This window comes from Clostridium estertheticum (assembly GCF_026650985.1).
GTDB lineage: Bacteria > Bacillota > Clostridia > Clostridiales > Clostridiaceae > Clostridium_AD > Clostridium_AD estertheticum_C.
This window is the reverse complement of sequence record NZ_CP086239.1, coordinates 3,832,857-3,846,600: the sequence shown is the minus strand read 5'-3', so window position 1 is coordinate 3,846,600 and position 13,744 is coordinate 3,832,857. Positions and strand designations below refer to the sequence as shown.

Below are 13,744 nucleotides of genomic sequence, written 5' to 3'. Positions count from 1 at the left end.
TTATAGACTATTATAAATTAGAGATTTCCATGATATATATCATCCCAAAAATAATAAATGTATTTATCTATGAGCTCACTTATATGTTATGTTACTTTTTAAATTATCTTTTTTTTCTGATATAAGCCAGAAAGCAAATAGTAAGATAAAGAGCGCTGAGATTTCATCGCTCTTTATAAATTAAATCTAGGTATTTATAATGTATGACTGATTATCTTCGTTCAATATCGTTACATTTTTTCCAACAATACTATAAGCAGGCCAAACTTCATATTGAATATTATTTTGCATCAAAATGGAGCAAATTACATTTTTCAAAGTTGTATTTTCTTCCAAATTTGATTTTAAACACATTAATTCAGGGAAAAAGGTTATTTTTGGTTGTGATTGATTTGTTTGAAATTGGAAGCATTGTGTTAAATATATAGTTGACATACCATCAATATTTTTAAACAACGGTTCAAGAATATTAGTAGTCGAATTATAACTAGTGATTAAAATACGAATTTTGTAAGTTGGGTATTTGATGTATAGTATAGGACTGGGTGCAATTGTATCAACAAAGGCTGGAAAATTAGAAGATACATCTTTAACATTTATTTTTAAATTTGGATTTTCAAAATAATCATTGCAAGCTACTGAATACTGTTCCAATCTTTGTAATGAACTTGTGGAAATCATATTTTCATAATCTTTACTTGAAATAATTGGTAAAATCTCACGGATTAGTTCTGAACGATTTTTCTGAGTTTTTTTTGCTATATCGTCAAGTGCTTGGAGCGTGTCGATATCAACTCTTACTTTAAGCAAGCTATCTTTTACAGAATCAGTGGGGCGTCCGGGTTTTTTATAAAGCATAAGTATCACCTCTTAAAATTAAATTTTATAATGATTTTGTGACCACAATATTATTATAATATCGTGGCCACAAAATGTCAAGAATTTTCTAAAGAGAGAGTGTTTCAAAATTAAAATTATTATAAAAATATTTAAGTTAGGAATATAATAATTTAAGATAGAAACACATTGAAAGATATGTAAAAATAAAATATTAATAATACGAATTATGGTACTTAATAATAGGAAAATCAGTTATTTATTTGTGACGATAACTATGAAATACTTTTGGACACAAATATATTTGAATATATAAAGGATCAGATAAATGTGCGTTGAATTGGACTCAGAACAAAGGGATAGATTGAGAAGAGAAATGCTTGAAAGGGTCAGTAAAATCTTACTTGTGATACCACAAAGTTCTTACCGAAAAATTAAAATATTGTTAATGTGGTAATTAGTTCTGTTAAATCTGACTAGTTATATTCAAACGTTAATGGATTATATAAAAACCGATGGAGGGAAAAAGAGATTATTAATGATTTCTATAGAAGGGGTTTAGTTTAAATCGTTGACAAGAACAAATTATTCAGGTGAAATAATGGTTTATAAGCAAGATTTTCAATATGTCAAAAATAGATAAGACTAGAGTATGAAGGATATTTTTCAATAGAAAATGAGAACTAATGATTTGTATTGCTCTGGTATGATAGCGATGAAGTTGATGTTACAAATTTATATGAGGACATTTCGACGAATGAGAAATTTCAAGAAATATGGATGAAAACTTTTAATGAAAAATACTTTATTATGGATTAGGATTATGTTATTTTTATAATAGGTACTGGTTGGTATATTTATTTAATTTATATCTACGGATTTGAATAAATGTTACTTGAAAATTAACTCTGTACTATCTATGACTAATATAAAAAGATATTTTAAGGAGAATGATTATGAGAATATTGGATTTGATAAAGAGTAAGTTTAAAAAATTGTTGGAGAATTATTAATATGTATAATTTTATTAATATGGAAAGTCATGAATTTGAGTTATTAAGCAAAGATATAATGGAGAAAGCATTGGGTATCGATCTTAGAACTTATACCAAAGGCCGTGATGGTGGTATCGATATTAGAGGTTATGTTGGCAATGATATAATCATACAAGTAAAGCATTTTGTACATGGTAATTTTTCTTCTCTAAGGAATTCTTTAATAAAAGAACAAGAAAAAGTGAAAAAGTTAAAGCCTAAGAGGTATATAATAGTTACCTCATTTTGTCTTACCCCTCAAAATGAGAATGACATTTACAACTTATTTAAACCTTTTATGCGATCGAAGGAAGATATATACGATGCTTGTCGTTTAGACTCAATTTTATTGGATAATATTGAGATAGTTAAAACTCACTATAAATTATGGTTAATATCTAGTGATATATTAAATATTATTTCTAATAATAGTTCCAATATAGACATATCTACACTAATGTATGATTTTGAAAGAAAGAGCGAACTATTTGTAGAAACAAGGGCATACAGAGAAGCTATAAAAATTTTAGAAAGTGAAAATTTAATCATGTTATCTGGTGAACCAGGGGTTGGGAAAACTACGTTATCGAAGATGCTATTAGCATATTTTGCTTCTCAAAAATATACATTGAGATATGTAAGCAATAAATCAGTACGTGACATTAAGAATATGTTACTAGATGATTCAAAGGAAATAATACTACTAGATGATTTTTTAGGTCAACATTATGTTGAATTGGATATGTCAAAGTTAGAAGAATTAAAGAATCTAATTATCTATATTTCAAATAAAAACAACAAAAAATTAATATTGAATTCACGAATTACGATTTTAAATGAAGCATTAAATAATAATCAAGGATTTAATAATTTCATTATAGATATCAACGTAAATAAATACATACTTAATGTAAATGAAATGAACTTGTTAGAAAAGGGTAAAATGCTTTATAAACATATTTATTTTAATAGACTATCACAGGAATATTATAATGAAATACAAATGGATGAAAGGTATCTAAAAATTATAAAACATGCTAATTTTAATCCAAGGATAATTGAATATATTACTAGAAAGAATAAGGTTAAAGAAATATCAGTAGATTCATATTTTGAATTTATTATAAAATCGCTTGATAATCCTAAGGATATATGGAAAGAGGAATTTGAGAAGTTCAAAAAGTATGATCGAATTTTTATGAATACCCTATACTCTCTATCTAATGATTTTATATTAGAAGTGATATTACAAGAAAGCTTTAATGTACGAATAAATAATGAGGAAAACTATGACACTACAATAAATATATACAATGATTGTGCTAATAGGCTAGCAGATTCTTTAATTATAAAGGTAAATAATTCAATTAAAATAATGAACCCATCTATAAACGATTATATATTTCATTACTTAAGTGAAAATGATGTTGAGGTAGGTTCTATATTGAAGTCCACTCTTTACTTAGAACAATTGCAAATATTAAGAAAAGTAAACGAAATATGTACAATGGAGTTCATTAATTTTAAGATATTAAATCAAGAGTTTCTAAAACTAAAGATTTATGCTGATGGTGATGAAATAAATTACTATTATCTTTATTATATTTCTGAACTTAATATTAAAAACGATCTCTTATTAGAATCTATTTATGAGAATTTACTTAGTCATAAACCTTTTGGCCATGATAAAGAACGAAACTCCGATTTGACGATGAGGTTTTTTGGTAATCAAGGTATGGTTACATATTATAAACTAGATAAATTAATACTAGATTTTAATAATTTAAGACGTTATTATAATTATCTAAATTTTAATGCATTAAAAGAGTTTATCCCTTTACATGAGCATAGTATTAAACAAAATATAAATTTAATGCTAAGTAAAGATGAAATATTTAAATTAGATCGTTTGACTTCATGGGAGATTGAATTAGAAATTATTTCATTACTTAATGAGGAGATAGATAATATAATAGTAAGCAATATAACAGATTTTGAGGATGAAGTAGCTGAAGAAAATATTTCATTAATAAAGAATGTAGTATCAACATATATAGATTCATTAATTCAAGATAGGATGATGCTCTTACAAAATAATTCTATTTTATGTAAAAATATTCATATAAACAATCAAATGATTTTTGATGAAATAGATTTAGTTGGTAATATATATACTGTAATGAGTAATAATGGTGTTTGTACTAAAGAAAAATATAATTTTACAAAGGAAGATACCAACTCTTATGAAGAGTTAATAAAGGATTTATTTGATATAGAATATATATTTACAGATTAATAGGACAATTTGATTAGTATTATTCCGTAACCATAATAATCTACACAATAGGATGAATAAATGAATCCCATAAATTCTATTGATAAATCAGGAATATTTTTAAAAGATTAATGGATTGGGTCTGGGTAACTTACTAAATTAAGCTAATTATGATATACATAAAAAAAACGAGTAATTGTTGTTAATTAGACAAAGTATATTTTCAGAATTTAAAGCAACCATGAAATGGGAACTATAATGTATATTAAAAAAATGTACACATACTGAAGTAATTCATAAGAATTCTAAAAGGAATACATGGAAATCTGTGCATATATGCACCATAAATATGGGAATTTCTTTTATTGAGATAGGTTATTTGAAATATAGAAAAAAGGATAATACCTAAGAAATGATCAACAATTTTTTCTAAAAAAAAATGTAAAAAGTATAAGGTAAATTAAGGTGTGAGTTTTAGTGTAACAATGTGTATAATATATAAATTTTGAATTTATGTTAATGATTAGAAATGGTGAGGTAGTATTTTATGATATTAGATTATAGTGAATATGATAAACAATATGGTTCATATGGAATGAACTCTTTTGAAAGTATAAACAGAAATTTATTTTAATAAAAGAGGGTGGTTTCCATTTTGTGAGAAGGAAATACCAATTATGTTTAATTATTTGTGTTTATCTATTAATAGGTGGAAGATGTATCATTTGAAGAAAGTGAGAAGGTGTGGGAATGTGATACATGCAGATGGTGGGAGCATTCTTTATATTCTTATATGGATGATCAGCATAAATACCAACAATTCAAGGATTGGGAAAATAAAATAAATAGTGCTATATTAAAAAAATTTGGACTTAACTCAAAAGAAGTAACAATTATTACTTTGAGAAAATATATTTCCGAAAACAATGATTATATTTACAATATAAAGGATAAAAAAATGGAAGAACTAGTAGCTTCAGTGTTTAAAGAACATTATAATTGTGATGTTAGGTTAGTTGAAAAATCTAATGATGGAGGTGTAGATCTTATACTTATTCAATCGGGAAAGTCTACTATTGTTCAAGTGAAAAGAAGGACTGTTGCCGAAAAAGTAGAATCAGTAAAAGAAATTGGGGAGTTATTGGGAGCAACAATGCTTGCAGAAAGTAGAAATTGTATATTTGTAACAACTGTCAATCACTTTTCAAAAGATGCTATAAAGTCAAAACAATTGGCAATAAGTAAAGAGATAGAGAACTAATAACTTTTTATTTGCTATAAATAAAGATTATCTAAAACACAGAATTATTGTGTTGCTAAATTGAAAGGGGGGTCTCAATATGAATGAATATCAGATAATACCGCCAATTAAGAATGAATATGATTTTGAAGAACTTATTACAGATTTATTTAACGAGATATATAATACAAATGAATTTTATTTATTTGGGAGAAAAGGTCAGAGCCAGAAAGGGATAGATGTTCTGGGAAATAAGAACACGAAATTGGTTATACAGTGCAAGGAAAAAGATATTACTATTTTAGAAGCAAAAAATCGAGAGGCTTTAATTGCAGATATTAATAAAGATGTAGAAAAAGCTAGACAACTATTGTTTAAGTTTAATAAGCTAATATTTGCGTCTACATATAAGGATGATGCAGTACTTCAAGAACACGTGCGAAAACTTTCAGAGTGCGAAAGCTTTGAAATTGAATATTGGGGATGGGGTCGCATATCAAAAAAAATAGTAATGTATAAGTCACTGTTAACAAAATATTACCCGAATATGTTTAAGGGAGAATTACGACAGTTAACACCTAATCCTCCCAAAAAGAAAGGTTTTATTGGTAGGGATCAAGAGCTAAAAGAGCTGAAAGAATTGAATTTAAAATCAAATGTTACATTGATTTTAAATGGTATGGGTGGTATTGGCAAAACAGAGTTGGCTAAAGAATTTTACTGGAATGAATATACTGCTAAATCTTATGACCATTTTGGATGGATTGATTATAACCAAAATTTGAAATTTTCAGTGCTTAATCAATTAAAGGTAGGAATTGAATTTGAAGATAAGGAATCCGATGAAGGAAGATTTAGAAAAGTTATAGAGCAACTGAATTTATTAGAGGGAACAACCTTATTGGTAATAGATAATTATGAATCTGATAAAACCAATGATGATGATATTTTGCTGAATAGTTTTAGTAGTAATATTAAAGTGATTTTAACTTCAAGAGAAGTTATTCAGAGTTTTGAAGAATTAAGGCTAGGGTTCTTAAGTGAAAATAAGTGTTGTGAATTATTTTATCAATATTACAAAGGTGAGCACAATGATGAAAAATTAAATCAAATAATAAAGTTATCTGGATATCATACATTGAGTATTGAATTGCTTGCAAAGACAGCAGAGGAGGGCGACTATAGCATCGACGCATTATTAAAGTTGATTATTGAACTCGGATTTAATCTAAATGATATAATATCAGATTCAGTTGAGCATGAAAAGAAATATGATTTATTATTTAATCATATCCGCAATCTATTTGTGTTTGTAAATATAGGAGAATGTGAAAAATTTATTTTGACCAATTTATCGGTTTTGTCATCAGAATTCATTGAAAGAAATGTTATCAACACTTGGTTAGAACTGGATAATAATAATGAAATAAATAAATTAATTCAAAAAGGTTGGTTGGATAGTGCGAAAATAGATAACAAAACAGTGATAAAATGTCATCATATTATTCAAGAAATTGTAAGGCTTGAGTTTCCACCTTCAAGTGAAGTATGTAAGGTATTGATGAAAAATTTGGCTATTGAATTAAAATGTGAACCTTGGGAGAATAGGCTAGAGAAATCAAAATTTTTAAACCATGCTTTAAGTGTATTGAAGTATATAGATGAGGAAACTTTTGAAACTGGGAGTATATTAACAAATTTGTCCCTTCTATATAATTCTATTGGAGATTTTAATACAGCGTTAGCGTATTTAATGAAAGCTAAAAAAATTTGTGAGTTTTTTTTAGATAAAGATGATTATAGGTTAGCTATAGTTTATCACAATTTATCAACTGTGTTTATTAGTTCAGGAAATATGGAGAAAGCGAAAGAATATATATTAATATCTAAAGAGATTTGTGAAAAAATATATGATGGTAATGATCCAGAGTTGGCGACGACATATGGTAATTTATCAATTGTATATCAAGAAATAGGTAACTTGGAAGAAGCTTTAAAATACGGATTGAAATCTAAGGAAATTAATGAACAACTGTATGGACAAAATGATCCATCACTGGCAATAATATATAGTAATTTAACATTAATTTATCAAACGAGAGGAGATTTTGAAAAGGCATTAGATTATGGATTAAAATCAAAAGAAATAAAGGAAAAGTTTTTTGTAAATAATCAATTATCATTAGGGGTAGCATATATTAATCTTTCATTGGTATATAGAGATAAAGATGAGTTAGGTGAGGCAATAAAATATGGAGAGATGGCGAAAGAGATTTACGAATTAATTTGTACTAGCAGCCATCCTAGTTTAGTAAAACAATATACTAATTTATCTATAATGTACTTTGGAACTGGTGATTTAGAAACTGCGTTAAAGTACGGGTTATTGTCTAAAAATATTGGTGAAGAAATATATGATGAAGATAATATAGTATTATCTAGAATTTATAGCAACCTATCTGCAGTGTACAATAGTAAGAAAGAATTTGAAATAGCAGTGGAGTATTCATTGAAGGATAAAAAAATATGTGAAGAAAAATATAATAAAAAACATCCTCTATTAGCGACCACATATAATAATTTGTCTATGTTATATTATGAGTTGAAAGATTTCGAACAAGCCCTAAAGTATGGAATGATGGCTAAAGAAATTAGAGAAGAGATACTACCCAAAAATCATTATCTATTAGCAACAACATACAATAATTTATCCTTAATTTTTGAAGATTATAAAAACTTAAATAAAGCTTTAGAATATGGCTTAAAATGCAAAGACATATTTGAAAAGATATATAAACCCTCTCACATATCATTAGCAACAACCTACTTTAATTTGGCGTCAATGTACTTAAGTAAAACTGATATTAATAATGCAATTATATATTTTGAAAAATCAAGAAAAGTATATGAAATGTCAATATATAAAAAGAATGCCAATTTAAAAAACGTGTATTATGTTTTAAGTTCTTTGTATAGAGTCAAAGCTAATGAGAAAAATGCAGAGTTTTTTAATGAAAAATTCAAACAATTCAGGTAATATATTAGCTAAAAAAAGTATTAACTACACTGACGTTTTGGTTATACAAACAAATAAAAACTGTTGGAAAAAAGAACTTAATGTTTATTAAAGTAGTTAACAAATACCGACGTACCATACCATTAATATTGACTAATAGCAAGCCCCATGATTTCATTTGCCCAATGAAGCATAGATTACTCAAGTAGATTGGAGATTCAGCAAAAGACGCTTCTGAAATGCATTTGAGCGGGAACACTAAAAATTTATTGTTAATAGGTAATTAAATATGGTTTTATGAAAATATATTTAATGAAACTAGATATTGTTTATTTTAAAGGGCTTAGTAGTTTCATTAAATTTATATAAGTTACTTAATTGTTAGGACTTAATGTTACAAGGGCTTTAACTTGTAAATATAATGCTCAATTATCAGCAGGAAGAGTTCAAACACCAACATTAGCGCTTATTGTTGAAAGAGAAAATGAAATAAAGAAATTTATTCCGAAGGATTACTGGACAGTAAATGGAAAGGTAAATGATTTTACAGTTCATTGGTCAAGTAAAAATGGAGACTCACGTACATTTGATAAGCAAAAGGCAGAAGATGTCGCAGCTAAAGTAAATAATCAAATGGGAAAAGTAGTTGAGTTAAACAAGGCTTCTAAAAAAGAACTTCCACCACTTGCATATGATTTAACAGAGCTTCAAAGAGATGCAAATAGAAAATTTGGATATTCTGCAAAACAAACTCTTAATTTAATGCAGAGATTATATGAAAATCATAAGATATTATCTTATCCAAGAACAGATTCAAGGCATATTACTACAGATATTGTACCTACATTACTTGATAGGTTAAAGAGCATAGCTATAGGACCATATGAGAAATTCGCAAGAAGCATAATAAAAGGTAGGATACATACTACAAGTAGACTAGTAGATAATAGCAAGGTATCAGATCATCATGCTATAATTCCAACAGAGCAGCATGTAGATTTATCAAGTTTAAATAGAGAAGAGAAAAATATTTATGACCTAGTTGTAAAAAGGTTCTTAGAAGTATTAAGCTTACCTTTTGAGTATGAACAAACCACTTTAGTTATAAATGTTAAGGGTGAAAGCTTTTCTGCAAAAGGTAAAATAGTTAAATCAAAGGGATGGAGAGAAATAAGCAGTTCAGGTGATGGAGAAGATAAGGATCAATCACTTCCACCAATTAATAAGGGGGAAGATGTTAAACTTACTTCAGTTAGGTCTGTTAATGAGAAGACTAAGCCACCTGCTAGATATAATGAGGCAACATTACTTACAGCAATGGAGCATCCAGGAAAGAATATAGAGGATGATAGTTTAAGGGAAGCTTTAGACAACACATCAGGACTTGGAACTCCAGCAACTAGGGCAGATGTAATTGAAAAACTGTTTAATACCTTCTATATGGAGAGAAAAGGCAAGGATATTCATCCAACTTCAAAAGGAATACAGTTAATAGGTTTAGTTCCAAAGGATTTAAAATCACCAGAGCTTACAGCTAAATGGGAAAAACAACTACAACTTATTGGTAAAGGAAAAGCTAATTCTATGAGTTTCGTAAAAGAAATGAGAGAATATGCATCAAAACTTGTAGGTAACGTTGTAGCATCTACAGAAGCATATAAGCATGATAACGCAACAAGGGTAAAATGCCCTGACTGTGGCAAGAATCTTCTTGAGGTTAGCGGTAAAAGAGGTAAAATGCTAGTTTGCCCAGATAGAGACTGCGGATATCGTAAGGGAGTTTCACAAATGTCTAATGCTCGCTGTCCTACTTGCCATAAGAAAATGGAAATTAGGGGCGATGGAGACAATAAGATATTTGTTTGTGGTTGCGGATATAGAGAAAAACTATCAGCATTTAACAAACGTCGAGAATCAGAAAAAAGTGCTTTAAATAAAAAAGATGTCAGTAGATTCTTAAATCAGCAGAATAAGAAAGATGAACCTGTCAATTCTGGAAATTCTGCTATGGCTGAGGCTTTTGCGAAACTTAATTTAAAATAATAAATCAAAGCAAAACACAAGGTATATGTTTTATACCTTGTGTTATTTTAATTATTAAGAAAAAATGAATAGTAATGCTGCAAATGTCGTGAATTTTTTTCATCCATTTAAAAAATCCATAGTGGATTAATTCTGTGTTATGCTTTAATCATCTAAACTAAAACACACAGGAGGATAATCACTATGGAATACCCAATATCTCTTTCATCGAGGAATGGATGAATACTCTTCATAGACGTATACTCCAATACAAAACCCCTGAAGATCTATTCGAAGCAGCTAATTCCAGAATTCATCATGTATTACAGAGGCATTGCATTGTCAATAAATTATTGTAAACAAAGTTCATTGCAAATTGAGTTCGCCATTTCACATATTTTTTCATTTTTGTTTTTACATGCATTTATAATAAGTGGCTTATAACTTTCCGTATAGTTATTACGCATATAATTTAATACATCTACTTTCCATTTCCAAAGTTCTTCTGGTGATAAATAGAAAAATTTTGGCTGAACTTTCTCACGATAAAAATCTTCCTCCATATTTAAAATATTTTCAGGAGTTAATTCAGGAGCCAATTCTGCAAGACCTGGAAATTCATCCACCCCCTTCAACTTTCCCGCGTTCATAGGACACGCATCTTGACAAATATCGCATCCATAAATGCAGTCTCCGAAGGTTTTACTTAATGGTTCCTGATGCAGATTACGTCCGCCAAATGTTGTGAGGAAAGAAATGCAGGTATTTGGCAGCATGGTATATGGATCAGAAAGAGATTTTGTTGGACAGGATGCCATGCAACGATTGCATCCTTTTGGACACTGAGAAATATTATTTGTTTCTTTTAACTCCATTTCTCGGTCAGTGACCCAGGCTTCAAGATGAACCCATGAACCAGACTCTGTGTATAAGAAATTATTTCTGCGAATTATCCCGATTTTAGCCTGCATAGCTGCCCAACGCATTCCCACTACTCCAAATTTCTGATTGGTTCCTACCTTTAAACCAAGTTCCTGCAGGTACTTTTCTAATGCACGATTATTTTGATATTCTTTTGTATTTGTATCTACACGTACATCAAATAAATACGACTTAGCAATGTGTCCCTTTACCTCTTTTGGAATTCTGTATTTTCCGTACGATGATGTAAATACTACCACAGATTTTGCCCATGGATATACCTCCAGCGGATTAACTAGGCGCTGCTGACTTTGATAAAATGGCCTGGATTCCGGAACTTTTTGCATGCGCTCCTCAAATTTTTCAGCATAACCTTCCATCAAATTAATTGGAATAATACCACATTTTTCATAGCCCAATTCGTAAGCTTTTTTTTGAATGATTTGTTCAATTGTTTCCATACCTAATTACTCCCCCTTAATTTATATTTATATAATACTCATGTTTTAATTACTATATATTTTCAAAACTATGTGTTTACATACACATTTATTGTAAAAAATTAAGGCACTAATGCTTCAATCTTAGAAAGTAATGCTACAAAAGTATTCCTTTCTTCTATGCCTAAATATTGTTCAATAAAATTTTGAGCTTCTAACCAAAGTGGCGCCGCCGTTTCCAAGATTTCAAGGCCCTTATTTGTAAGCTTTAGTTGCCGATTTCGAGAACCCTTTGTTGAAATATCTATAATGAATCCTCCAACCTCTAAAGGCTTGAGATTTCGTACAATGGTAGTTCTATCTAGTCTAATCTCCGAAGCCAAATTACTCACATTTACGGGGCCTAGACATTTTATATTTTTAAGTAATAAATATTGGCTTATTTTTAGACCGCTTGATTCAAGCAGCTCATCATAAAATTCTGTAATTGCTTGTGAAGCCCTTCGTAAATTAATACAAATACATTCTGCTGATTGTTTATCATAAATTTTTCTATTCATATTATCACCTTTTTCTAATTTTGATTATAATGTCTCATATGCTACTATTTCTTCAAACCAATTATTTTTGGAGCTACTCATACTGATGCATAAGATTTAATTATAAACAGCGGTTTAAGTCCTAATTAATCTGCCTTAGCTCTTGAAATTGTATCCTTAACATATTTATATACAAATAATTATCATGAACCTCATTCAAGCTACGTGTACATACACGTTAATATTGTTTGTAGTAAGAATATCATTTTTATATAACACTGTCAAGTACCAGAAGATCGCTGATTATTCTTAAAAAGATAATATATTCAAATATAATTAAACCCAATATATTAAGTTCTTTTTTTTTAATCAAGTCAAATTAAAATTAAGATTATGGTAATTACTTATTTTAGGGTGACTTTTAGCCGTATCTTTTTCTCTCCCATCTAATTTTATTTTGATTTAATTAATTATTAAATCATTTGTTTACAGTCCATATATTACATGAACAGTTTATATGTATATTCGCAACCATATAATGACATTCAAATTTATAGTACAAATTAGTTGATTTTTTATGGTATAGTTACCATTACTGTTAATTATGATATTAATCTAAGCATAAAAAGAGCTCTTTATGATTTTTATTTTCCCGTTTTTTTGCATATTAAACTTGATTTTAACGTATTTTTACATTTTTAACACCATTTATTATATAATCTTTTTTGAAGGTTTATTACTGATGCTACTTTTCTTAAGTCAACCTTTTGAGTATGAACAAACTACTCTAGTTATAAATGTTAAGGGTGAAAGCTTTTCTGCAAAAGGTAAAATAGTTAAATCAAAGGGATGGAGAGAAATAAGCAGTTCAGGTGATGGAGAAGATAAGGATCAATCACTTCCACCAATAAATAAGGGGGAAGATGTTAAACTTACTTCAGTTAGGTCTGTTAATGAGAAAACTAAGCCACCTGCTAGATATAATGAAGCGACGTTACTTACAGCTAAGTGGGAAAAACAACTACAACTTATTGGTAAAGGAAAAGCTAATTCTATGAGTTTCGTAAAAGAAATGAGAGAATATGCATCAAAACTTGTAGGTAACGTTGTAGCCTCTACAGAGGCATATAAGCATGATAACGCAACAAGGGTGAAATGCCCCGATTGTGGTAAGAATCTTCTTGAGGTTAGCGGTAAAAGAGGGAAAATGCTAGTTTGCCCAGATAGAGACTGTGGATATCGTAAGGGAGTTTCACAAATGTCTAATGCACGTTGTCTACTTGTCACAAGAAGATGGAGATTAGAGGTGATGGAGACAATAAAATATTTGTTTGTGGTTGCGGATACAGAGAAAAACTATCAGCCTTTAACAAACGTCGAGAATCAGAGAAGAGTGCCTTAAACAAAAAGGATGTTAGTA

At 28.8% G+C, this 13,744-nt stretch carries 8 protein-coding genes; 5 read left to right on the top strand and 3 right to left on the bottom strand.

The annotated features are described in order from the left end of the window. Window positions 1-186 precede the first annotated feature (186 nt). Window positions 187-858, bottom strand: a complete 672-nt coding sequence (locus tag LL038_RS18445) for a ribbon-helix-helix domain-containing protein (RefSeq protein ID WP_216124527.1) — start codon at window positions 856-858, stop codon at window positions 187-189. Between the two features lie 993 nt (window positions 859-1,851). On the opposite strand from LL038_RS18445, the gene LL038_RS18440 reads away from it, so the two are divergent. The 4 genes from LL038_RS18440 to topB all read left to right on the top strand — a co-directional run bounded on the left by LL038_RS18440 (window position 1,852) and on the right by topB (window position 10,445). Further along, on the top strand, window positions 1,852-4,167 hold the full coding sequence (locus LL038_RS18440; RefSeq protein WP_216124516.1) for a hypothetical protein: 2,316 nt from the start codon (window positions 1,852-1,854) through the stop codon (window positions 4,165-4,167). 688 nt (window positions 4,168-4,855) lie between these two features. After that, complete coding sequence (locus LL038_RS18435) at window positions 4,856-5,407, top strand: restriction endonuclease (protein WP_216124514.1); 552 nt, start codon at window positions 4,856-4,858, stop codon at window positions 5,405-5,407. A gap of 79 nt (window positions 5,408-5,486) precedes the next feature. Next, on the top strand, window positions 5,487-8,423 hold the full coding sequence (locus tag LL038_RS18430; protein WP_216124512.1) for a tetratricopeptide repeat protein: 2,937 nt from the start codon (window positions 5,487-5,489) through the stop codon (window positions 8,421-8,423). Window positions 8,424-8,780: 357 nt separating this feature from the next. Beyond that, window positions 8,781-10,445 carry a DNA topoisomerase III gene (gene topB / locus LL038_RS18425; protein WP_216124510.1) on the top strand — a complete coding sequence of 555 codons (1,665 nt, stop codon included), beginning with the start codon at window positions 8,781-8,783 and terminating at the stop codon, window positions 10,443-10,445. 329 nt (window positions 10,446-10,774) lie between these two features. On the opposite strand, the gene LL038_RS18420 is transcribed toward topB, so the two are convergent. Then, window positions 10,775-11,806 (bottom strand): epoxyqueuosine reductase, encoded by a 1,032-nt coding sequence (locus tag LL038_RS18420; RefSeq protein ID WP_216124509.1) that lies wholly within the window; start codon window positions 11,804-11,806, stop codon window positions 10,775-10,777. A gap of 101 nt (window positions 11,807-11,907) precedes the next feature. Then, window positions 11,908-12,345, bottom strand: coding sequence for a MarR family winged helix-turn-helix transcriptional regulator (locus LL038_RS18415; protein ID WP_216124508.1), 438 nt, complete (start codon window positions 12,343-12,345; stop codon window positions 11,908-11,910). Between the two features lie 721 nt (window positions 12,346-13,066). Here LL038_RS18415 and LL038_RS18410 point away from each other — a divergent pair. Further along, window positions 13,067-13,726 (top strand): DNA topoisomerase, encoded by a 660-nt coding sequence (locus LL038_RS18410; protein ID WP_253200278.1) that lies wholly within the window; start codon window positions 13,067-13,069, stop codon window positions 13,724-13,726. Window positions 13,727-13,744 lie beyond the last annotated feature (18 nt).